The organism is Acinetobacter sp. UNC436CL71CviS28 (assembly GCF_000620525.1).
Lineage (GTDB): Bacteria > Pseudomonadota > Gammaproteobacteria > Pseudomonadales > Moraxellaceae > Acinetobacter > Acinetobacter radioresistens.
This window is the reverse complement of record NZ_JIBB01000011.1, coordinates 66,101-89,095: the sequence shown is the minus strand read 5'-3', so window position 1 is coordinate 89,095 and position 22,995 is coordinate 66,101. Positions and strand designations below refer to the sequence as shown.

19 protein-coding genes are annotated in these 22,995 nt (G+C 41.6%); 11 read left to right on the top strand and 8 right to left on the bottom strand.

The window, feature by feature from the left end; genetic code table 11:
- Positions 1-306 (top strand): IS30 family transposase (locus N518_RS16705; RefSeq protein ID WP_010591098.1); only part of this gene is annotated, 306 nt, incomplete at its 5' end.
- On the opposite strand, the gene N518_RS16125 is transcribed toward N518_RS16705, so the two are convergent.
- Positions 297-497 (bottom strand): hypothetical protein, encoded by a 201-nt coding sequence (locus N518_RS16125; protein WP_228133329.1) that lies wholly within the window; start codon positions 495-497, stop codon positions 297-299. The two genes, N518_RS16705 and N518_RS16125, sit on opposite strands and share 10 nt — an antisense overlap.
- 695 nt (positions 498-1,192) lie before the next feature.
- Between N518_RS16125 and N518_RS0105990 the strand changes: the two genes are divergently transcribed.
- Positions 1,193-1,636, top strand: coding sequence for a universal stress protein (locus N518_RS0105990; protein WP_005026303.1), 444 nt, complete (start codon positions 1,193-1,195; stop codon positions 1,634-1,636).
- Positions 1,637-1,757: 121 nt separating this feature from the next.
- Here the strand turns inward: N518_RS0105990 and pepN are convergent, their stop codons facing one another.
- Positions 1,758-4,364, bottom strand: a complete 2,607-nt coding sequence (gene pepN, locus N518_RS0105985) for an aminopeptidase N (RefSeq protein ID WP_017400617.1) — start codon at positions 4,362-4,364, stop codon at positions 1,758-1,760.
- Between the two features lie 307 nt (positions 4,365-4,671).
- Here pepN and N518_RS0105980 point away from each other — a divergent pair, with 307 nt between their 5' ends.
- The gene (locus tag N518_RS0105980) at positions 4,672-5,835 is read left to right on the top strand and encodes a hypothetical protein (protein WP_005026308.1); all 1,164 of its coding nucleotides are present in this window, start codon (positions 4,672-4,674) and stop codon (positions 5,833-5,835) included.
- Between the two features lie 41 nt (positions 5,836-5,876).
- A complete protein-coding gene (thiM, locus tag N518_RS0105975) occupies positions 5,877-6,707 on the top strand; it encodes a hydroxyethylthiazole kinase (RefSeq protein WP_005026310.1) in 831 nt (276 codons plus the stop codon).
- Between the two features lie 51 nt (positions 6,708-6,758).
- Here thiM and N518_RS16700 read toward each other — a convergent pair whose 3' ends face one another.
- The gene (locus N518_RS16700) at positions 6,759-7,070 is read right to left on the bottom strand and encodes a 5-carboxymethyl-2-hydroxymuconate Delta-isomerase (RefSeq protein WP_228133330.1); all 312 of its coding nucleotides are present in this window, start codon (positions 7,068-7,070) and stop codon (positions 6,759-6,761) included.
- Between the two features lie 105 nt (positions 7,071-7,175).
- Complete coding sequence (locus N518_RS0105965) at positions 7,176-8,891, bottom strand: AAA family ATPase (RefSeq protein WP_016801289.1); 1,716 nt, start codon at positions 8,889-8,891, stop codon at positions 7,176-7,178.
- Positions 8,892-9,112: 221 nt separating this feature from the next.
- On the opposite strand from N518_RS0105965, the gene mdh reads away from it, so the two are divergent.
- Together mdh and N518_RS0105955 are read left to right on the top strand one after the other, a co-directional pair.
- Positions 9,113-10,285 (top strand): iron-dependent methanol dehydrogenase, encoded by a 1,173-nt coding sequence (gene mdh / locus N518_RS0105960; RefSeq protein WP_005019926.1) that lies wholly within the window; start codon positions 9,113-9,115, stop codon positions 10,283-10,285.
- A 159-nt stretch (positions 10,286-10,444) separates the two neighbouring features.
- Positions 10,445-11,413: an alpha/beta hydrolase gene (locus tag N518_RS0105955; protein WP_017400618.1), complete on the top strand. Its 969-nt coding sequence runs from the start codon at positions 10,445-10,447 to the stop codon at positions 11,411-11,413.
- A gap of 4 nt (positions 11,414-11,417) precedes the next feature.
- Here the strand turns inward: N518_RS0105955 and N518_RS0105950 are convergent, their stop codons facing one another.
- On the bottom strand, positions 11,418-12,608 hold the full coding sequence (locus N518_RS0105950) for a transcriptional regulator (RefSeq protein ID WP_005026318.1): 1,191 nt from the start codon (positions 12,606-12,608) through the stop codon (positions 11,418-11,420).
- 153 nt (positions 12,609-12,761) lie between these two features.
- Between N518_RS0105950 and N518_RS0105945 the strand changes: the two genes are divergently transcribed.
- The 5 genes from N518_RS0105945 (at position 12,762) to N518_RS0105925 (ending at position 18,955) form a co-directional block, all read left to right on the top strand.
- On the top strand, positions 12,762-14,273 hold the full coding sequence (locus N518_RS0105945; protein WP_005026321.1) for an aldehyde dehydrogenase family protein: 1,512 nt from the start codon (positions 12,762-12,764) through the stop codon (positions 14,271-14,273).
- A gap of 205 nt (positions 14,274-14,478) precedes the next feature.
- Positions 14,479-15,915: an ethanolamine permease gene (gene eat, locus N518_RS0105940; RefSeq protein ID WP_026444052.1), complete on the top strand. Its 1,437-nt coding sequence runs from the start codon at positions 14,479-14,481 to the stop codon at positions 15,913-15,915.
- Positions 15,916-15,931: 16 nt separating this feature from the next.
- Positions 15,932-17,317 carry an ethanolamine ammonia-lyase subunit EutB gene (locus N518_RS0105935; RefSeq protein WP_005026325.1) on the top strand — a complete coding sequence of 462 codons (1,386 nt, stop codon included), beginning with the start codon at positions 15,932-15,934 and terminating at the stop codon, positions 17,315-17,317.
- Positions 17,318-17,326: 9 nt separating this feature from the next.
- Positions 17,327-18,133, top strand: a complete 807-nt coding sequence (eutC, locus tag N518_RS0105930) for an ethanolamine ammonia-lyase subunit EutC (protein ID WP_005026328.1) — start codon at positions 17,327-17,329, stop codon at positions 18,131-18,133.
- A 96-nt stretch (positions 18,134-18,229) separates the two neighbouring features.
- Entirely contained in the window at positions 18,230-18,955 is a 726-nt protein-coding gene (locus N518_RS0105925) for a glutamine amidotransferase (protein ID WP_005026330.1), read from the top strand.
- 100 nt (positions 18,956-19,055) lie between these two features.
- Here the strand turns inward: N518_RS0105925 and N518_RS0105920 are convergent, their stop codons facing one another.
- The 3 genes from N518_RS0105920 to tkt all read right to left on the bottom strand — a co-directional run bounded on the left by N518_RS0105920 (position 19,056) and on the right by tkt (position 22,630).
- Positions 19,056-19,655 (bottom strand): YceI family protein, encoded by a 600-nt coding sequence (locus tag N518_RS0105920; RefSeq protein WP_005026338.1) that lies wholly within the window; start codon positions 19,653-19,655, stop codon positions 19,056-19,058.
- A 274-nt stretch (positions 19,656-19,929) separates the two neighbouring features.
- Complete coding sequence (locus tag N518_RS0105915) at positions 19,930-20,481, bottom strand: DUF4385 domain-containing protein (protein ID WP_005026340.1); 552 nt, start codon at positions 20,479-20,481, stop codon at positions 19,930-19,932.
- Positions 20,482-20,641: 160 nt separating this feature from the next.
- Positions 20,642-22,630, bottom strand: a complete 1,989-nt coding sequence (gene tkt, locus N518_RS0105910; protein ID WP_005026341.1) for a transketolase — start codon at positions 22,628-22,630, stop codon at positions 20,642-20,644.
- Positions 22,631-22,995: the final 365 nt, after the last annotated feature.

Below are 22,995 nucleotides of genomic sequence, written 5' to 3'. Positions count from 1 at the left end.
TATGACCGTGGACGCGAGATGTCAGAACATAAAATACTCGAAGAAGATTTAGGCATAGATGTATATTTCTGTGACCCACATTCACCTTGGCAAAAAGGCACATGCGAAAATATGAATGGTTTAATTAGGCAATATTTACCTAAAGGGATTGATTTAAATCAGGCAGATCAGCATTATTTAAATCAAGTTGCCATGTCACTGAATACTCGTCCTAGAAAGGCGTTAGATTGGCTTACACCATTAGAGAAATTTGCTCAGCTTGTTGATTATCATATGGCTTTTGAAACTGTCGCACCTCATGTTTGAATTCGCCATGATATAAGTTCCATTTTGCTCAGGTCTTCATAATTTATTGGTAATTTGATAAATAACTTTTTGTCTTTTTCTAGTAGTTTCAATAAAAGTGCATTCAGATCTCCCAATGGATCAAAAGAGAATCCCTTTTCTTTACTTACACTTAAATAGATATTTTTAGCTATACGCAAGTTACGGCTCATAGTAGTCCTTTTTATTTCAGAACATGAAATAAAGTTACTATGTTTAAAGGTAATAAAAAATTTAGGTTTAACGTATTGAATGCTATGAAGTGTACCTAGCGTAACTACATGGTTCTAAAAATCCATTAAAGCAATTCTTGTTTGATGCTATTGAAAGTTTAAGTGAAGAGTATAGCGTTTATGTATTCTAAATATATTGTGTAATTTAATTAATAACTAAAAGATAGATAACCTTGTTTTGTACCAAAGGTTAACTATCTTTTCAGCTAATTCATAGTCAAGAAGGATGTATAAAATAAAAATTGACTACCAATATTATGAGTAAAATAATTGCAGCTACGAGATAGGCATTGATTGTATTGAAACTCTTGATAAACTTTAAAATATTCATAATCTTTTAATTTTACATACACTTATTTGTAACCAATATTTTAACAAATGGTAAAATAATGTATCAAGCTTTTATAATTTTTAGGAGAGAGTATGGCTATTTTTTAGCCTCAAAGATATAAAAATACAATCTTTAAAATTAAAGAACCTTAAAAATTAAAGTGTATATTTTTTATCACAGAGTAGTGAATTAACTTTTTCCAAATTAAGTAGTTATAATTTCCTAATATTCTTGTTGTCAGCGATTTAATATAATAAACAAAACGATAAGCCAAACTTTTCACTTTATAAAAGGACATAATATTATGATATATCAAAATATTTTAGCACCTATTGATGGTTCTTCAGTCTCTATGGCAGCAGTAAAGCATGCGATTACACTTGCTAAAACATTTCAATGTCAGCTTTCAATTATCAGTATTGTTGCGGTTGACCCTTTCAAAGGAATTGATTTTTATAGTGCCTTACCTAATTTAAAAGATTACTATCTGGCCGCTAAGGCCGAGGCAGAAAAGCTACTAGATGAAGTAAATCAATTATGTATTGAACAGAATGTAAAGGCCGATACGCGTGTTGTTATGGGTGAAATACCGTCAGTTGGCATACTTAAAATAGCCGCAGAAGTAAAAGCTGATCTGATTGTAATGGGTTCTCATGGACATAAGGGACTACAAAAATATATGCTCGGCAGTGTAGCGCAAGAAGTTCTCACCAATACTGAAACGCAAGTGATGATTGTTAAACAGTAATATCTTAAATTATAATAATTTTTTCTAAAATCTTGCTAAGGCTATATTATTTATATTTACTATAAAATGATGCTCCGGCAGTGCAACACATCCGGAGCATCATAATTACACATAATCCACTTTATATATTAAGCATGCTGCTTAAAGTTTCAGATACGTTTTTAGATTTAACCCGTCCCTTAAGCTGCTGTAAAGTAGCCTGAACCTGAGTACGTTGCGGCTCAGCCAGTGTATACCACCGTGACAACGACTGAAGCAGACGAGAGCCTACAATCGGATTTTTCTCATCTAAATAAGCTGCGAGGTCTACTAGATAATCTACACCAAAACTCCAGGTATTGACCGGATTTGCATTTAGACCGCCGCTGACCGAACGGATCCGGTTAGGTGTACCTAAATCATAATCTGCATGGGAGGTCAAATAACGTAAAGTCTCTTCAGTGGCTTTTGGATGAGCTGCCTGCACCATAAACCATTGATCCAAAGACAAGGCTTCATCTTTAAATCGATTATAGTAATCCTGAAGTATTTCCTGTGCCTGCGGTGCATCATGCCAGACCAGCACACGTAAAGCGCCCAGACGCTCAGACATATTATGCGTATTTTGATACTGCTCACCTGCCCATGCAAATGCCAGCTCGTCACCTTGACGAGCCATCATCATCAACATGATATTTTTTAGTGCACGCTCTCCCATAGCTTGAGAAAAGTCCTGCTGTAAATCAGGATTAAGTGCCTGATATGTCTCTTGCCAGAATGAACCCAATTCACGGGCCAGTTCATTCAGTAAGGCTTCACGGCGCTCCTGAATAATGACCGGATTATAATCATGATCTATACGGCTACCCAGATAGTTTTCACTCGGCACATCGAGCAGTCGCGAAGCAAGTAACGGATCTTTCTGTACCATATCTGGCAGAGTATGGCGAATAGCCTCAATATAGATGTCGACCTGATGATTATCCAGCAAAATACGCTCAAGTAAGGTCTGGGTAGCTTGCCACTGGTTAAAGCCGTTAGTTTCATGCTGAATCAGAAAAGCCAGATCAGCATCGGAATAATCAAATTTCAAATTTACTGGCGCAGAGAAATTTCGCAGCAATGAGACAACCGGTTTTTCAGGAATATGGCTAATCTCAATCGAAGCTGTATCCTGATCAAACAGATAAACCCCATCTTTTACCTGATCTACAAATAGATCCGGAGATTGCAGTGTGTACTGCTCCCCTGTTTTCTGGTTAAAAAGCGCCAACGCGACTGGAATTGGAACTGATTTCAGGTTCAGATATTTTACGTTCGGCTTTATACTTTGCTTAAAGTTTAAACGGTAGGTTTGGGTTATACTGTTATATTCACCCTGTACCTCAAGTGTTGGTGTGCCGGGCTGGTTATACCACGTCAAAAATGCAGACAGATCTACACCTGAACCGGCAGTTAGCGCTGCAATCCAGTCTTCCACAGTAACAGCTTGACCATCATGACGTTTAAAGTACTCATCTGTTCCCAGACGGAATTTTTCTTTACCCAGCAAGGTTGCCATCATACGGTTAATTTCTGCCCCCTTTTCATATACGGTGGCAGTATAAAAATTATTAATTTCCACAAAATGGTCTGGACGTGGTGGATGTGACAATGGGCCCGCATCTTCAGGAAACTGATGCGATTTCAGTACAGCCACGTCATCAATTCGCTGTACAGCAGCAGACTGTAAATCTTCAGAGAAAGACTGGTCACGGAATACAGTTAAACCTTCTTTCAAACAGAGCTGAAACCAGTCACGACAGGTAATCCGGTTACCTGTCCAGTTGTGGAAATATTCATGGGCAATCACAGATTGCACCCGCATAATTGCAGCATCTGTGGTGTACTCTTCATCGGCCAGTACACAGGAAGTATTGAAAATATTCAAACCTTTATTTTCCATAGCCCCCATATTGAACTGGCTAACCGCCACAATCATATAGTTATCGAGATCATAGGCACGGCCGTAATGCTCTTCATCCCAGCGCATAGAATGCTTCAATGCTTCCATCGCAATATGGCACTTTGGAATATCTTTCTCTATAGCATAAATCTCAAGTGCAACATCTCGTCCTTCCGAGGTCACATAACGGTCTTTCAGAACTGCCAGATCACCAATTACGCAGGCAAATAAATAACTTGGTTTCTTGGTCGGGTCCTCCCAGATCGCGTAATGACGCTCTTCACCTGCTTCTCCGGTTTCAAGCAGGTTGCCATTAGCCAGTAGAACCGGATACTTTTTATCGGCTTCAACCCGTGTAGTAAAGACAGATAAAACATCTGGGCGGTCGGGATAATAAGTAATCTTGCGAAAACCTTCTGGTTCATTCTGGGTTACAAAGAGGTTGCCGGCTTTATAAAGACCCTCAAGCTGAGTATTACTTTCCGGATGAATAATTACACTGATCTGCAATGTAACCGTATCTGGTGCGTTTGAAATAGTCAGCTGTTCAGTATCTTGGTGATAGTCATCTGCTGAAAGCAGTTGGTCATTCATTTGAATCGATTTTAATTCCAGATCACGGCCTAAAAGTATCAGGTCACCTGCCGTTTGGCGTTGCACCACAAGAATTGAGTCAACCTGCGTATAATCATCATAGACCTGAATATCTAGCTGAACACTTTCAACCAGAAAAGCAGGCTTTTGATAATCTTTCAGATAGACCGTCTGGGTATCCTGAACAGGAGGTTGTGCTGCAATATTCATAGCTATTCCTTTTTTGACCGTATATCGGATCAGATCATTTTTATCAATACTTTTATCATACGCTGAACTTTAAACATATAGATACTCTATTCAACTTATGTAAGGCATGATTCAAGCTTTTCAATTCCTGAATGTCCAGTATTTGAGTAAATGAATATATAACTGATATCGTATTTATAGAAATATCTTTCAACCTTTGAATTAAAAGACCTGAAAGAATATCTCTACAAGTTTCGGCACCTTTTTCAGACAGGCTTGATATAATTCGTGCGAGCATCAGGCGATCGATTTTTGGAAAAAACACGGCATGAGTACCCTCTATTCAGTTCTGCATAAACAGCTTGATGAAAGTACACCTTGCCCGTTATGCCGCGCCTCTATGTGGTGGGTAGAAGCAGAGCAGCATGAACAGCCTGTAGAGTTTCATGAGTGCAGCTTCTGTGAACACCGGCTTTTTAAACAGCAGCAGCATACCTGTCACTGTGAAAGCTGTGGTAAGTCACGCAAAAAAATACTAAAAGAAACACGACTACAGGAACAACGTAAATATAAAAATAAACAGACTACTGAAATTGGCTTAGATCAGCTTAATTTTTTGCAAAAACTGTTTTTATTGAGCTTGCTAGACGACCGTATTCAAGAAAATGTACCTCATGATGAATACATTCATTGGGATCTGATCAAATACCAACCTATTACTCCTAACTACTTCTTTCAGAGCAGTCTGCTTAAACAGCTGGTCAAAGATCAGGTACTGGTATGCAGCGAATTTAGTGATGAGGCACAAAGCTATTATATTAATGTACGCCTTGATGGTTATTCCGAGCCAAGTTTATTCAGCATTACCCAGCAACTCCGGTACTGGTTTTTAAATAATCTGAGTTTGGGAATTCCATTTAAAAGTAGTGATGAAGTGAAAGAAGCCTTATATCTGGTACTTTATCAGGAAATTGTCTGTTTTATGCAGCACTACTGCCGTACATGGGGAATACAAATTTCGGGTAATAAAGGTTTTGCAACCTTTTGCTACCGTTTAATGGACTCTCTGGCAGTGGGCCAGATTTATTATATGATCCAGAATGCCTTGGAATACCTGCATAAGCATAAAGCCTTACAACCCCGCAATGAAAATTTTATTAATACCAACTTGCTGAAAAAAACCCTACAACAGTATCGGGAACGTGGCTTACAGGAAAAATGGGAAACCTGTACTTTACCACGCCCATCCAATATCCCCTTTAGCAAGATGAGCTATATCCTGCTGTTTAAATTCTTGGGTTATGATGATCAGATCTTTATTCAGCCAGTCTGGAAGGCTTGGAAAAAAATTGCACCACGTCTCGAATTTTACTCAACTAAACGCTGTATGTACTGTGGTTCTCATGAACTTGATGTAGATTACGATACAGCAGAATATGTCAGTCTGTTCTGTCGTCAGTGCAAACATCAGGACCACTATTTTATCCGCTAGGTATCAGCGCATCATATTTAAAGATTACATCAAGGTAAAAAATGAGCTTTACTGAACAAAAAAATACACTCCTCCAGCAGGTTATACAGGCATGGACGCGATTACAGGAACAGCAACCCTTGGTACAATGCATTACTAATAGTGTCGCTACCAATTATGCTGCGAATATTCTACTGGCAGCGGGCGCTTCACCAGCCATGATTGATAACCCTTTTGAAGCAGAAAGTTTTGCAAATGTTACATCAGCCTTGAGTATTAATTTGGGCACACCGACGACTGAACAGATGCAGGCCATGCTGATTTCAGCACAAACTGTTGATCATAAAAGTACACCTTGGGTACTGGACCCTGTAGGCTATGGACCAGTTTTAAAATGGCGCAGTAGTATGGTTGATCAGCTCTTGGCATTTAAGCCCTCAGTCATCCGGGGTAATGCCTCTGAGATCAGCGCACTCGCTGGTAAGCAGGTTGAGGCTAAAGGCGTAGACAGTACCATAAGCAGTCATACCGTTTACAGACAGGCACAATGTCTGCTTGTGCATAGTGAGTGTATTGCCATTTCTGGTGAAGCAGATTTTATTCTGTCACGCGAGCTTGGACTGGTCATACAGGTCAATGGTGGTAGCTATCTACAACCTAAGGTTACAGCCACAGGTTGTGCGCTGGGCGCACTGATTGCAGCTTATAGTGCAGTTACTACACCCACTATTGCAGCTCTGGCAGCCCACTTGCATTTTGCTATTGCCGGCAAACTGGCATATGAGAAAATTGCCAGTGTGGGTAGTTTTAATGTGGTCTTTATGGATTATATCCACACTCTCAATAGTGAAATGCTACTACAATATGCTGATTTTCAGCTGATTGATTTCTAGATAGAAATTCCGGCTAAATATCTTCATATTGCCAATTTAATTCATATATTTTTAACAGTTTACTATCTGTTTAAGATAATTTTCTTTATCCATCTCTAATAACTGTACACACAGCTGGATCTGCAGGTCATTATCTGTCTTATAATAGTCCTGCTGTGTAAGCACATGCATTAAAGCCTCTCGGACCCGCTGTTTCTGTTCATTTGTACGGCCATTGAACAGGGAAAATTCAACATATATATATGCTTGTGAACTGTCTCCTTCACCAATCAGGAAATCTTCATTGCAATAAAGACGTGCCTTAATATCATTCGGATGGAACAGTTTACTTTCAATTAATACCTGGTTAATCCGTTTAAGCAGTTTGGGACGGTCTAACTATTCTATATTTGCGGAATATTCAACAACAACATGTGGCATAACGCTTCCTGCTGGTTCTATATATAATAACTTTTGAATTTTTCAGGTTCATTCTATAAAAAGCAGGGCCAGACGGACCTGATCATAACCCATACGTGGACTGGTCGCTTCAACAATAGGACGTAATTTAATCGAACCATCATCATTAAAGTTTTCACTGCGCTTGCTCTTTTGCAAACGTTTATAAAGTTTGCGTACCTGCTCGACCACTTCCTCTCCCGGATGGGCAACTGAAATATCGAGTCCCTGTTCTTTATGCAAGCGTGCCAGATGATTGATCACCGTCGCTGCTGTTAAACCGCGTTCCTGTGCAATATCCTGAATATCATAACCATCTTCAAATAAAGCCTTGGTTTCATCAAGCGTAGCAGAACCATAATTCGGCTTATTTCCTGCTTTGGCAATTTTTTTCTCATTGCGCTGGATTTCGGTTTCATTAAGTGTACCACCACAATGCCGGATAAAAGCCTTATGCTGCGCTGTTAAATCTGTATCGGCAAAATGGGTCTCGGCTTCTTGAGAAAGTTCCTGAAAACGGCGATCTGCTTTAATAGCTAAACTGTCCAGTTCCAAAGCCTGGTCATTAAATCCTACCAGTTTCAAGCCTTCCAGTGATTTTAGCCGGGACAATGCCACATAACCTTGACCCTTTTCAAAAGTATGGCTCAGATTAATTTCTGCGGCTTCTAAAGTCATTCCTTGGCTTTTATGGATCGTAATAGCCCAAGCCAGACGTAAAGGAATTTGCTGAAAACTTGCAATAACCTTTCCGGCTTCATTTTCAATTGACCAGGTTTCTGGGGCAACAAGCAGTGTTGTATCATCGGTCAGCTTGACTTTCGGTAACAGGCCATGTTCATCATCTTCTTCAAAACCGATCACTTCACCCAAACTGCCATTAATATAGCCCAGATCAAAATTATTTTTTACAAACATCACTTTGGCATGCTTTTTTAAAGTGAGATTTTCGGGAGCGCGCACTGATGATTTTAAAGTCTCTACCAGCTTTTCATTACCGTCACATACAGCTTCAAACTGGTGTTCGTCGCCTTCGATGGCATTCAGATGCTGGTAGTTTAAGCTGTCTACATCCATATTGTGGGTATAGAGACGGGTAAAGGTTTCTCCAATATCATGCTGTCGGGACTTTTTTAAAGCCTGAATATGCTGCGGATGAATTCGCTGGGCACGTATTGCATTTAATACCTGATTCAGGACTTCGTCGTCCTGACGATGCTGCTCGGTCAGATAACAGACGCGGAACTTGGCTTCTACCCAGGCATCAGACATAAAGCAGAATTTATCACGATTACGCTCATCATTTTTGCCAACCGGGGGGAGCTGAAAAAAATCGCCTGCTGCAATCACCTGAATACCCCCAAATGCGGCGTCAGATTCTTTGAAGTATTTCAATACCTGATTAACGAGATTGAGCTGCTTCGCATGCAACATGGAGATCTCGTCAATAATCAGCACCTGCGCATTTTCAAGATGCTCCTTGAGGTATTTGCGCTCTTTCATGCGCTTTAGATCATCATCACTTAAAAAATCTTTAATACCGATGCCTGCCCAGGTATGAATGGTCATGCCATTCATATGTGTCGCGGCAATACCGGTTGAGGCAGTAATTGCTACCGGGACTTTTCGTGCTTTCAGGTAGTTAATGTACTGGTTGAGCGTATAGGTTTTTCCTGCACCTGCCGAACCTGTCAAAAAGACATTTTCACCCGCTTTCATCAGTTTAAGTGCAGTTTCTTGTTTCATAACCCGGATCATTTCATAAGAGCGTGCATAGCTTACCGGCTTTTCACTAAAAATTAAATCTGCCTGTCATGCAACAAATTCAAGTATTTGATTTTTAAATTTTTACCTTGGACAAAAAATGGTAGGTATTTGGTAGGTGCAAAAAACACTTAATTTTTTTAATACTATGCTTAAGGTGAGGGTCACCTGTAAACAACAATGATAGAAGAAGGAATCTCTTCATGGCTTTTAAAAATATTGCAGATCAAACTAACGGTTTTTATATTCCTTGTGTATCTTTATTTGGTCCAGGCTGTGCAAAGGAAATTGGTAGCAAAGCACAAAATCTGGGTGCAAAAAAAGCTTTAATCGTGACAGATGAAGGCTTATTCAAATTTGGTGTAGCGCATACGATTGCCGGCTACCTAACCGAAGCTGGAGTAGAAAGCCACATTTTTCCAGGTGCTGAACCTAATCCGACTGATATAAATGTGCATAAAGGCGTCGAAGCATACAATGAAAATGGCTGTGACTTTATTGTATCTCTAGGCGGCGGTTCTTCACATGACTGTGCAAAAGGTATTGGGCTTGTCACTGCTGGTGGCGGTCATATCCGTGATTATGAAGGTATTGATAAAAGTACCGTACCAATGACGCCACTGATTGCAATCAATACTACGGCAGGCACAGCATCTGAAATGACCCGCTTCTGTATCATTACCAATACAGATACCCACGTTAAAATGGCAATAGTTGACTGGCGCTGTACTCCCCTGATTGCGATTGATGACCCTAAATTAATGATGGCTAAACCTGCCGGCTTGACTGCTGCCACAGGTATGGATGCCCTGACTCATGCCGTAGAAGCTTATGTCTCGACTGCAGCAAATCCGATTACAGATGCCTGTGCTGAAAAAGCAATCAGTATGATTAGCGAATGGTTGCGTCCGGCAGTCGCCAATGGTGACAATATTGAAGCCCGTGATGCCATGAGCTATGCGCAATATCTGGCTGGTATGGCGTTTAATAATGCATCTTTAGGCTATGTACATGCTATGGCACACCAGTTAGGTGGTTTCTATAACCTGCCGCACGGCGTATGTAATGCCATTTTATTACCACATGTGTGCGAATTTAACCTGATTTCCTGCCCAGACCGTTACCGGAAAATTGCAGAACTGATGGGTGTAAATACTGAAGGCTTAACAGTGACTGAAGCAGCTTACGCTGCAATTGATGCAATTCGAGAACTTTCTACCTCAATTGGTATTCCATCAGGTTTAAATGAGCTGAACGTAAAAGAAGCTGATCTGGCTATTATGGCCGAAAATGCGCAAAAAGATGCCTGTATGCTCACCAACCCACGTAAGGCAACACATGCACAGGTGGTAGAAATGTTTAAAGCGGCGATGTAAGTCAATCCTCCAATCAGTGACTTGCTGTACGTTTAAGGAATATCAGTACTTTGATATTCCTTTTTTTAGCTTATACATTTTTGAGGTCGTTTCAGGAATTGACAAAATTGCTCATTTCATCAAGCATAAGGAAAATAACAACACCTTATAATCTTTCTTATGACTTCCCCAAAAACAGCAATAAACTACCAACCAGACGTGCTAGGTGAAGGCTACCAGCAGCTGCGCCTACATGTACAAGCTCATACCTCCGGCCCGGTAATTGCGACGTTAGTCCGTAAAAAGGCCGCTCAAGCTACCCGCAAGGCTGTGCTTTATATTCATGGCTTTCTGGACTATTTTTTCCAAACTGAAATGGCAGAGCAATTTAACCAGCATGGCTTTGACTTTTACGCTGTTGATCTGCATAACTATGGCCGATCATATTTGCCTCATCAGGAACTCTACCGTGTTAAAGAGCTAGAGGAATATGATGCTGAGATCACTCAGGCACTGCTACAGATTCAGCAGGAACAGCATGATATGGTCCTGCTGGCAGGTCACTCAACTGGCGGGCTGATCAGCACTTTGTATGCAGCTCATTACCCAGAGCATCCTCTAATTAAGGCTCTGTGGCTAAACAGTCCATTTTATGATTTTAACCTGTCAGCTATTGAGAAAAAATTTGGTTTGCCGGCGCTGAGTCAGGTGGCTAAATATTTGCCTAAATTACGCTTTCCAAGTGGCTTAAACCGTTGGTATGTCCCGAGTCTGCATCAAAAGTGGTATGGTGAATGGGTTTTTGATCTGAACTGGAAACCTCAGGCTTATCCAAAGGTTGAATTAAGTTTTATCCGCGCTATTTTTGAAGCACAAAAAGAAATTCATCAGGACATAACAATCAGGGTGCCTGTACTGGTTATGCATTCTCACCAGACTAAGAATCCGAGACGCTGGAACAAGACTGCACTCAATAGTGATGTAATTCTGAATGTCAGAGATATCAAAAAATATGCACAAAAGATTCAGGGTAAGGTAACCATTCAAACTATAAAAAATGGCTTACATGATCTGGTGCTATCACAAAAACCTGTACGTATGCAGGTCTACAGACAATTGTTTGACTGGTTAGACGAACAGGAACTTTAACAGTTTATTGCTGTATTTCTCGGTATTTCAATACTAACTGATGGGCAGGATGGCCGGCAGGCAAGAGATCGGCCAGCCGTTCAATGGCGTCAATTGCTTCCGGGACGTGGGCAATATGCTTAAGCAGTACATCGCTCTGATTCGACTGGAAAATTGCTTCACTTAAACGTGATTCAAGACAGTCACGCCAGGCACATAAAAATGGGCTTTCGGTCTTTGCTAGGAAAATTCCACGACAGGCCTGAATCGCTGTTTCAACATAACCAGCGTCGAGTGCCTGTTCAGCCTGCAAAAAATCTGCTTCAACCTGCGCCAGCAAGCGATAAGGACGCGAACCCAGCATTCCCCCCAGTACATCACGTAATTGTGACATTTCTGCTTTTAAGGTTCCCATGCTGATCTTGCGCTCACCATAGAGTGCCTGATGCAAATTATCCAGATTTAAGCCTTGAGGACATAAAGCCAAAATGGCTAAAATCTCGATTTGCCGTGGTGTAAGAACCAGCCCTTTACCATTAAAAATAACTTTTGGTACAGCAAAGGCACGAATATACAAGCGCTGTTTCTGATGTTCAATCAAAGCAGTTTGAATAATCGATGCGCAGCGTTCTGCGGCCAGCAGCCCCAGACTGTTATGATGATCCCAGGTTGTTGATAAATCAATCACTCCCAGAACCTGTCTGGAATACGGATCAATCACAGGTGCTGCATAACAGACCCAGTCATGAATAGACTCCATATAGTGCTCATTAGAGAACACACAGGAAGACTGCTGGGTTTTTAAACTTAAAGCCAGCGCGTTGGTTCCTACAAGTTCTTCACGCCATTGCCCGCCTTCAACGAAATGCACTTTTTCTGCTGCATTACGCATTTGTCCACTCGATGCTGACCAGATAATTGTACTTCCGATGTCCCCTACCGCAATCACCATGGCAGACTGTTCAGCTACATGACGTAAATCTTCAGCACAATGTTCCAGCGCAAACTTTAAGGGATTAGCAGAGCCTGGAATATATTTTAAATCTTGCAAGGGCGCAGCTACCCGGCCTTTAGGTATCTCGGCTGTAGCCGAACGCTGCCAGGAACTAAGTATACTCTGACTGAGCTTCTGGGCATTTCCAGGCGATAGACTGCTACTGTGCCTAAGCTTTTCAATGGTACTACGTTGTTGCTGCAGGTCTTGTTTTGTAAACATTTGTACATTCCTTGCAAATTGTCACTTTTTCCAACCTTTCTCCAACCTTATTTTTTATATGCTAAATAAATAGTATGCGAAAGTAGCCTTATACCAAAGCGGTATAAAAATTCGCAGCTACACAAATTAAATTATAAGCAAAGGAAGATAAACATGCGTTATGCCGATCCTAATCAACCTGGTTCAAAAGTTCAGTTCAAAGCTCAATATGACAACTTCATTGGGGGAGAATGGGTAGCTCCGGTAAAAGGAGAATACTTCGAAAATATCTCGCCAGTCGATGGCAAAGTCTTTACTAAAGTTGCCCGCTCTTCTGTTGAAGATATTGAACTTGCTCTCGATGCCGCGCATAAGGCCAAAGAGCAATGGAATCGCTCGTCACCAACAACACGCTCAAACCTGCTTCTCAAAATTGCAGATCGCCTAGAAGCCAACCTTGAACAACTCGCTGTAGCAGAAACCTGGGATAATGGCAAGCCTATCCGTGAAACCCTAGCAGCCGACATTCCACTGGCAATTGATCATTTCCGTTATTTCGCCAGCTGTATCCGTGCTCAGGAAGGCGGAATTTCTGAAATTGATGAAGATACTATTGCCTATCATTTTCATGAGCCGCTTGGTGTAGTCGGCCAGATTATTCCATGGAACTTTCCCATCCTGATGGCAGCATGGAAGATTGCACCTGCGCTAGCAGCCGGTAACTGTATCGTACTAAAACCGGCTGAACAGACACCAGTCAGTATTCTGGTCCTGGCTGAACTGATCCAGGACCTGTTGCCGGCAGGTATTCTAAACATTGTAAATGGTTATGGTGTTGAAGTAGGACGCCCGCTTGCAACCAATCCGCGTATTGCAAAAATTGCTTTCACTGGCTCAACCCAAGTGGGCCAGATGATTATGCAATATGCAACCGAAAATATTATTCCGGTTACGCTGGAGCTTGGCGGTAAGTCACCAAACCTGTTCTTTGCTGACGTTATGGATCAGCAAGATGACTATCTGGAAAAAGCTTTAGAAGGCTTCACCATGTTCGCGCTGAATCAGGGCGAAATCTGTACTTGTCCGTCACGTGCCCTGATTCAGGAGTCAATTGCTGACCAGTTCCTGGAAATGGCCATAGAACGTGTTAAACGCATCAAGACAGGCCACCCGCTAGATACTGACACCATGATTGGGGCGCAGGCCTCTCAAGAGCAGCAGGATAAAATTTTAGGATGTATTGCTACCGGACGCGAAGAAGGTGCTCAGGTACTGGTAGGTGGTGGACAGCGTAATGAGGTGGGTCAAGGCTTCTATATTGAACCAACGATCTTCAAGGGTGATAACAGCATGAAAATTTTCCAGGAAGAAATTTTCGGTCCTGTGCTGTCGGTAACTACTTTTAAAGATTTTGATGAAGCCATTAAAATTGCCAATGATACAATCTATGGTCTAGGTGCAGGTGTCTGGTCACGTTCAGCCCATACTTCCTACCGTGCTGGCCGTGCGATTGAAGCAGGTCGTGTCTGGACTAACTGCTATCACATCTACCCTGCTCATGCTGCCTTCGGCGGATACAAGAAATCAGGAATTGGCCGTGAAAATCATAAAATGATGCTTGATCATTACCAGCAAACCAAGAACTTGCTGGTAAGCTACTCAACCAAACCAGCTGGCTTCTTCTAGGAATTCCAAATTGATTTATTTACGGCTACCTCAGGTAGCCGTAAATCTTTTCCCATATTGAACTTTTACTAATTTATAAATCTAGCAAAATAATAAAACTGCTACTCAAACAGAATGGTATATCAGGCTTGGAAGCCTGCTTTAGATCTTGGTACTAAAATTGCTTTTATGACCAGATCAAACATAATAAAAAATGGAGTACATTATGAACAATCCAAAGATTGTCGATGCAACTGCTTCTTCTACCCTGCCCACCCAAGAAGAATACTTTGCCAAACGGCAACTTAAACAAGGTGCAGTCGGCTGGCTGCTGCTGGTCGGCTTAGGTGTTGCCTATGTGATTTCAGGAGATTTCGCCGGATGGAATTTTGGCCTCGCACAAGGTGGCTGGGGCGGTATGTTTATTGCGACAGTAGTAGTGGCAGTCATGTATCTGTGCATGTGTCTCTCTATGTCAGAAATGGCCACCATGTTGCCTACCGCCGGAGGAGGCTACAGTTTTGCCCGTACCGCATTCGGACCTTTTGGCGGATATCTGACCGGTACTGCTATTCTGATTGAATACTCCATTGCACCTGCAGCCATCGCCTGTTTCATTGGTGCATATTGTGAATCATTGTTTGGTGTGGGTGGCTGGATCATTTATCTGGTGTGTTATCTAGTCTTTATGGGCATACACCTTAAAGGTGCTGGTGAGGCATTAAAAATTATTTTTGTTATTACCGCGATTGCTGCTGTGGCATTGCTGGTCTTTATTATAGCCATGATCCCGCACTTTAACAGTGCAAACCTGTTTAATATTGCAGTATCTGACAAAGCCGGTGCCAGTGCTTTCTTACCGATGGGTTATTTAGGAATATGGGCTGCCGTACCTTATGCCATCTGGTTCTTTCTGGCAGTCGAAGGTGTACCGTTAGCTGCTGAAGAAGCCAAAGACCCAACCCGCTCCTTACCCCGTGGTCTGATTGGTTCAATGCTGATACTGGCAGCATTTGCCCTGCTTATTTTGTTTTTAGGTGCTGGCGCAGCTGGAGCAAACCAGTTAAAAGACTCTGGAGCTCCCTTGGTGGATGCCCTGGTTGCCGTATATGGTGAACATACCCGGCTTGCAGGTTTTGTCAACTTTGTTGGACTGGCAGGTCTGATTGCGAGTTTTTTCTCTATCATTTATGCCTATTCTCGTCAGATTTTTGCGTTGTCCCGTGCCGGTTATCTGCCAACATCTCTCTCTTTAACCAATAAAAATAAAGCTCCCTATCTGGCAATTATCATTCCTGGAATTATTGGCTTTGCCCTGTCCCTTACTGGTGAAGGTGATTTGCTGATTCTTATGGCTGTTTTTGGTGCGACTATTTCTTATGTTCTGATGATGCTTTCACACATCAAACTGCGTCTATCTCGTCCAGATATGGATCGGCCTTATAAGACTCCAGGTGGAATAGTGACATCAGGTATTGCTTTGATACTGGCCTTAATTGCAGTCATTGCAGGTTTTCTGGTTGATCCAAAAGTCTGGTTTATAGCAGCAGGAATTTATATAGCTTTTATTGTCTATTTTCTGGTTTATAGCCGCCATCGGCTGGTACAGGGAACACCTGAAGAAGAGTTTGAAAATATCAGAAAGGCAGAACAGGAACTTTAAAAAGGGATAGATTCTTATGCGTTATCAGACCACAATCGCTCAACAGAACTATATTTTTCCAGATCTAAAGACTCTGATGGCTAAAGCTTCACCGCTACGTTCGGGAGACGAACTGGCTGGAATCGCTGCGCAAAATGCAACCGAGCGAGTCGCTGCACAAATGGCTCTCGCTGAAGTTCCATTAAAAAATTTTTTAAATGAAGTGTTGGTCGATTATGAAACTGATGAAGTAACTCGGCTAATTATTGATGAACATGATGCACAGTCTTTTTACCCGATTGCACATTTTACCGTAGGTGACTTTAGAAACTGGCTGCTCAGTGCAGAGGCAACTACTGAAAAACTGCAGGCACTAAGCCCGGGTTTAATACCAGAAATGGTGGCAGCGGTTAGTAAAATCATGAGGAATCAGGATTTAATACTAGTAGCCAGCAAATGTGAAATTATTACCCGCTTTCGTAATACCGTAGGCTTAAAGGGCCGTCTTTCTACCCGTTTACAACCAAACCATCCTACAGATGACCTGCTCGGTATTTCAGCTAGTATCTTGGATGGACTCATGTACGGCAATGGTGATGCAGTCATTGGAATTAATCCTGCGACTGACAATTTACAGAATCTTTCTGAGCTTTTAAAACTATTGGACCATATCATTCAGGATTATCAGATTCCAACCCAGTCCTGTGTATTGACCCATGTCAGTTCAGGCATTCATCTGGCCAACCAGAATGTTCCGGTTGATCTGATGTTTCAGTCGATTGCCGGTACTGAACTTGCAAATCGAGGCTTCGGAATCTCACTGGCCATGTTACAGGAAGGCTATGAAGCCGCCTTAAGCCTTAAGCGTGGGACAATAGGGCAAAATGTCATGTATTTTGAAACTGGTCAAGGAAGTGCCTTGTCCAGTAATGCTCATCACGGGGTTGACCAGCAGACCATTGAAACACGGGCCTATGCGGTTGCACGCAAGTTCAATCCTTTTTTAGTAAATACTGTAGTTGGCTTTATTGGTCCAGAATATCTGTACAATGGCAAACAGATTATCCGTGCCGGTCTGGAAGACCATTTCTGTGGCAAGCTCATGGGTTTACCTATGGGGTGTGATATTTGTTATACCAATCATGCTGATGCTGATCAGGATGATATGGACACCCTGCTGACCTTACTGGCCACAGCAGGAATCAATTTTATTATGGGAATACCGGGTTCAGATGATGTTATGCTGAACTACCAGACTACATCTTTTCATGACGCTTTATACGCTCGCCAGCTTTTAGGATTACAGCCAGCACCAGAGTTCGCTCACTGGCTGGAGCAGCAAGGAATTCTCCGTCAGCAGCACCAACAGATTGAATGGGCAAAGCAAATGCCCGAACAGTTCTCCAGACTTCTAAAATCATAAGGAGAAATGATGAAACTTTATCCGGACACCCACTATTCTGCTGCCTTGCATGAAAATGACTGGGCACAGCTCAAACGTTTTACAGATGCCCGCATTGCCTTGGGACGCGCAGGTTGTAGTATCCCCACAAATGAGCTTCTAAAATTCCAGCTAGCACATGCACAAGCTAAAGATGCCGTGTTGTGTCAGCTTAATATTCCCAAACTTCAGCAACAGCTTGAGCAGTTAGAGTTAGAACACATACATGTGCAAAGCCAAGCCAGCAATAAAGAGCTTTACTTAAAACATCCTGATCTTGGCCGGGTACTGTCTGATGAATCGCGGACATTAGTCAGAGAATATGTAACAAAGTCAGCTCAAACATTCGATGTAGTTATTGTCGCAGGCGATGGTTTGTCCGCTTTGGCAATTGAAGAAAATGCCATACCTTTTATACAGTTAATGCAGCAGGAAGTGCAACAGCAAGGCTGGTCGCTTGCACCGGTCATTCTGGCTACAGGCAGTCGGGTTGCTCTAGGGGACGAAATTGCACAAACGCTTCAGGCCAGAATGTTGATTATGCTTATTGGTGAACGTCCAGGTTTAAGTTCCCCCGACAGTATGGGCGTTTATTATACCTGGCAAGCTAAAACTGGCTGTCAGGATTCTGCCCGAAACTGTATTTCCAATATCCGCCCTGCAGGGCTCTCCCTGCATGTAGCTGCTCAACGTTTAATAGCGCTTATGCAAAAATCAGCCCGGCTTCAACTTTCAGGTGTCCATCTGAAAGATGAACATACTCTAAATACTGAAATAAAAAATCAGTCTGTAAAATAACTTTTTTGACCTCTTCAATTATTCATTAAAAATAGTGCTCTGCTTGAGCACTAATTCGCCTTAGAATATTGCCAACCGAGAATACGAATTTAAACAATGTCAAAGCAATCTGTATTTCCTAAAACTATTTACGTTGTTCAACATGTTGCCTTTGAAGATCTAGGATCACTGGAAGATCTTTTTTATCAACTGGGGTATCGTGTACGTTACTTTGAAGCTGGCGTAGATGTGCTTGAACCGGCATTCTTACATGCAGGTCTAACCATTATTCTTGGCGGCCCAATTGGTGTATATGAAACTGAAGAATATCCGTTTTTACAGATCGAGATTGATCTTTTAAAGCAGCGGCTTGCATCCGAGCTGCCTACTATCGGTATATGTTTAGGAGCACAATTGATTGCCTATGCCTTGAACGCTAAAGTCTATGCAGGCCCGCAAAAAGAAATAGGTTGGAGTACACTGCTCTTAAATGAGACAGAGGATAATCCATTAGCACCTTTAGCAAATACGCCTGTTCTGCATTGGCACGGCGATACATTTGATTTACCGGCTGGTGCTACTTTACTTGCCAGTTCTACTTTATATAAAAATCAGGCTTTTTCCCTCGGCAAAAATATTCTGGCGCTACAGTTTCATCTTGAAGTTGCCGGAGATTCTTTTGAGCCTTGGCTGGTGGGACATACCTGTGAGCTAAAGCAGGCGAAACTCTCTATTAACCAATTGCGTGCTGACCATGAGCAATATGCAGATGAGCTTGAACAGCAGTGTGCACTTGTTCTTCAAAATTTCCTGAATGGACTTGAACAGACAGTGAATAAATAAGTTCTTTTGGCAGCCTATACTTTCAGATTATTTATATTTTTATAATTTAAAATATAAAAAAGCGCCCGACTGGGCGCTTTTTCAGCCTAGAAAACATCTATTATTTTTTAGGTGTTGCCTGAGCTACAGAAGCTTCAGTCGTAATTTGTACAGTGATTTTATCACCAACATTCGGGACATAGCTTGCAATTCCGAAATCAGAACGCTTAAATGAAGTCGTAGCATTAAAACCAATCGATTGAGCTTTGGTCATTGGATGCTCGCCTTGCTTATTTAACACAGCATCTAGTACAACTGGTTTAGTAATTCCTTTTACCGTCAGGTTACCGGTAATTTTAAAATGCTTCTTGTCTTTTTTAGGTTCGACTTTAGTACTTTTAAAGGTAATAGTTGGATATTTTGCAGCATCAAACCATTCAGCTTTAGCCAAGTGTTCATCTAAAGCCTTTACATTCGTATTCAGGCTGGAAACAGGAATAGTCACATCTACAGATGAGTTGGCAGGTTTTGCGTTATCTACCTTAATTGTACCCTGAATATTAGAAAAATTGGCATACGGTGTAGAAAAACCAAAATGGTCCCAAGAAAACACTGTCGCAGTATGTGTTGGATCAATTTTATAATCCACCGGTTTAGCCATGCTTAAAGTAGTTGTAACTGCAACTGCCAGACCTAAACCAAAAACTTTTAAAGATTTCATTTTTTATAACTCACTAGAAGAATAAACATTATTGTAGAGATTGAAAAATAAATTACAGTCTTATGCTTAAAACGTACCGTCTCATATATAGAACGTATAAAAATCATCATTATGAAGAAGAATTTAAATAACTCTTCTGTTCACTTAATTTAATCTTTACAGTAACAAAGAGTCAGTAAAATTCGTATATTTTTTGTTTTTACAATTCTAATAAGATGGTTGAGTGTAGTTCACCAGATTTTTTCTTTAACTCATCTCGAACCAGTCTGTTCTATTAATTTTTATAGTCTTCTATAAATTTTTGTCTCAGCTTCAAATATAATTCATGCTGTTTTGCCATATCCCATTTCTCTTTAAAAATACGTGCTGCCGCAGCTTTAATTGGATCCTCAGTATCGCGTGGTAATGCCTGCCGGCCATGAGCGCCACTAAGACCTTTTTTGTCACTAGGCACAGGCCCCTGATATTTTTTTCCCCCTTTATGATTTGCATAACGCCGGGCACGGGTATAACCCATCTGTAAAAATTTTCGGGCCATATCTGCGCCAACAAAATCTTGCTGCTTTAAATAGTCCAGAAATAGTTGATAAATTTTTTGACTGCTCTGCTCAGCCTTTTCAATATCAGCAAAGCGCCAGTGAGGCAAAATCTCGGATTTATAGGGCTCAACCAGTAAAACACCCTGCTCTCCACGGCCAATTTCATAAAGCTCAGGGTGCTGACGAAAGTTAATCTTTTTAAAGTCGAGCGAATAATCAAAGCTATCTGATTTTACCCGGGCTGTTCGTCGCGGAATCTTTTTTTCTTGAGATGGCTGCTCTGTCATATTTTAAAATAATCTGAACTACTTAATTTATTTTTAAAATAGAAAACAGTCCAAATAAAGTAGTAATGCGTAAGTTATACTGGATTTACTCAGTCATACTTTTAAAGCCAGAATAAAAAAGCGCCCTGATTAAGAGCGCTTTTTTATCTTACCCAAAGAATCAGGCAGTCAGTTCATTTACCGCAGCTACAACAGCTTCAGTAGTAATACCAAAGTACTTAAACAGGTCTTTAGCAGGCGCGGACTCACCATAGGTGGTCATACCAATTACTTTACCGTCCAGCCCGACAAACTTCCACCAGTAATCCACATGTGCTGCTTCTACTGCAACACGGGCACGAATATGGGCAGGCAGTACAGATTCACGGTATACCGCTTCCTGTTTCATGAATTCTTCGGCACATGGCATAGACACTACACGTACACCTTCAAGCTGTGCATATGCTTCCATTGCCAGGGATACCTCTGAGCCTGTAGCAATAATAATTGCTTTTAGCTCGCCTTTTTCTTTTGCCAGAACATAACCACCTTTGGCTACATTCTGAATCTGTTCTTCAGTACGTTGCTGGAATGGCAGATTTTGACGGGAGAAAATCAAGGCAGATGGACCATCTTTACGTAGTAGAGCAGATTTCCAGGAAACTGCAGCTTCAACAGTGTCTGCTGGACGCCAAGTATTCAGGTTTGGCGTAGAACGTAACGAAGCAATTTGTTCGATTGGCTGATGCGTCGGACCATCTTCCCCCAGACCGATTGAGTCATGCGTATAAACATGAATGACACGTTGCTTCATGAGTGCAGACATACGTACGGCGTTACGTGCATATTCCATGAACATGAGGAAGGTCGCCACGTAAGGAATAAAACCGCCATGCAGTGCTACACCATTGGCAATTGCAGTCATACCGAATTCACGTACACCATAGTACACATAATTACCGGCCGGATTAGTCTGTATACCTTCACAGCCTTTCCATAAGGTCAGATTTGACCCGGCAAGGTCAGCAGAGCCACCTAACAGTTCTGGTAACAACGGACCAAATGCCTGAAGTGTGTTCTGGCTCGCTTTACGTGAAGCGATGGTTTCCTCTTTGCTGTTAACTTCCGCAATAAAGGCATCTGCTTTGGCAACAAATTCTTCAGGCAAGTCACCATTTAGACGGCGTAACAATTCAGCAGCTTCGGTTGGATATTTTGCCTGATACTGGGCAAAAACCTCATTCCATTCAGCTTCAGCCTGTTGACCTTTTACTTTAGCATCCCAAGCTTTATAGACATCTTCAGCAATAATAAAGTCTGTATCGGTCCATGCCATAGTCGTACGGGAGAGTGTGATTTCATCCAGTCCCAACGGAGCGCCATGACAGTCTTCTTTACCCTGTTTATTCGGCGAACCTAATCCGATAATCGTTTTACAGATAACTAAAGTTGGTTTCTGAGTTTCAGCTTTAGCTTCAATCGTTGCCTGACGAATAGCTTCAGTATCATGACCGTCTACACGTAACACCTGCCAGCCATATGCTTCAAAGCGTTTTTGTGTATCATCACTGAACCAGCCTTCAACTTCACCATCAATTGAAATGCCGTTGTCATCGTAATAGGCAATCAGTTTACCCAGACCTAAAGTTCCAGCCAGTGAACAGACTTCATGCGAAATGCCTTCCATCAGACAGCCATCACCTAGGAAACAGTAGGTATAATGGTCAACTACCTTAATATCATCTTTATTGAACTGTGCAGCCAATGTTTTTTCAGCAAGTGCGAAGCCTACTGCATTTGCAATACCCTGACCTAGAGGCCCAGTAGTTGTTTCAACACCTGGTGTATAGCCTAACTCTGGATGGCCCGGAGTTTTTGAATGCAACTGACGGAAGTTTTTTAGATCTTCGATTGAAAGGTCATAACCTGTCAAATGCAGAAGAGCATATTGCAGCATTGAGCCATGACCATTTGAAAGGACAAAGCGGTCACGGTTGGCCCACTGCGGGTTGGTCGGGTTGTGGCTCAAGAAATCACGCCAAACCACTTCAGCGATATCTGCCATCCCCATTGGCGCGCCTGGATGTCCAGAATTTGCTTTTTGCACTGCATCCATGGCGAGTACACGAATTGCATTTGCAATACGGCGTTCATTAAGGGGGGTTGTCATAGGTCAGATTCCAATAAATTCGTCAGAAAAAGAAAATGAATAGAGAATTATGCGATAGTGCATATTGTCTTAAAAAAACGGTTGAGGGTAAAGGGTGAAGACGGCATTTCTTGTTAAGTATTCTGCAAATGCCCTTTTATCATACGTATAAGGCACTAAAAGTCAGATATAAACAGGATATAAAGTACAAACATTCTTGCTTATGAAGAAAAATGCAATATTCATCACTAAATTATATAATGATGAATATTTGCTGTTTTCTTGGAACAGCTGGTGGAAGTTGCAGCTATTTCAGCTTGAAACAAGAGATTTTCATCATTTACAGCTAGTCCAAACGTCTAAGTCGATGTAACATATTCCGTCTT

Coding starts and splice junctions, on each gene's coding strand:
- N518_RS16125 (WP_228133329.1), bottom strand. CDS start 497: ATGAGCCGTAACTTGCGTATAGCTAAAAATATCTATTTAAGTGTAAGT.
- N518_RS0105990 (WP_005026303.1), top strand. CDS start 1,193: ATGATATATCAAAATATTTTAGCACCTATTGATGGTTCTTCAGTCTCT.
- pepN (WP_017400617.1), bottom strand. CDS start 4,364: ATGAATATTGCAGCACAACCTCCTGTTCAGGATACCCAGACGGTCTAT.
- N518_RS0105980 (WP_005026308.1), top strand. CDS start 4,672: ATGAGTACCCTCTATTCAGTTCTGCATAAACAGCTTGATGAAAGTACA.
- thiM (WP_005026310.1), top strand. CDS start 5,877: ATGAGCTTTACTGAACAAAAAAATACACTCCTCCAGCAGGTTATACAG.
- N518_RS0105965 (WP_016801289.1), bottom strand. CDS start 8,891: ATGAAACAAGAAACTGCACTTAAACTGATGAAAGCGGGTGAAAATGTC.
- mdh (WP_005019926.1), top strand. CDS start 9,113: ATGGCTTTTAAAAATATTGCAGATCAAACTAACGGTTTTTATATTCCT.
- N518_RS0105955 (WP_017400618.1), top strand. CDS start 10,445: ATGACTTCCCCAAAAACAGCAATAAACTACCAACCAGACGTGCTAGGT.
- N518_RS0105950 (WP_005026318.1), bottom strand. CDS start 12,608: ATGTTTACAAAACAAGACCTGCAGCAACAACGTAGTACCATTGAAAAG.
- N518_RS0105945 (WP_005026321.1), top strand. CDS start 12,762: ATGCGTTATGCCGATCCTAATCAACCTGGTTCAAAAGTTCAGTTCAAA.
- eat (WP_026444052.1), top strand. CDS start 14,479: ATGAACAATCCAAAGATTGTCGATGCAACTGCTTCTTCTACCCTGCCC.
- N518_RS0105935 (WP_005026325.1), top strand. CDS start 15,932: ATGCGTTATCAGACCACAATCGCTCAACAGAACTATATTTTTCCAGAT.
- eutC (WP_005026328.1), top strand. CDS start 17,327: ATGAAACTTTATCCGGACACCCACTATTCTGCTGCCTTGCATGAAAAT.
- N518_RS0105925 (WP_005026330.1), top strand. CDS start 18,230: ATGTCAAAGCAATCTGTATTTCCTAAAACTATTTACGTTGTTCAACAT.
- N518_RS0105920 (WP_005026338.1), bottom strand. CDS start 19,655: ATGAAATCTTTAAAAGTTTTTGGTTTAGGTCTGGCAGTTGCAGTTACA.
- N518_RS0105915 (WP_005026340.1), bottom strand. CDS start 20,481: ATGACAGAGCAGCCATCTCAAGAAAAAAAGATTCCGCGACGAACAGCC.
- tkt (WP_005026341.1), bottom strand. CDS start 22,630: ATGACAACCCCCCTTAATGAACGCCGTATTGCAAATGCAATTCGTGTA.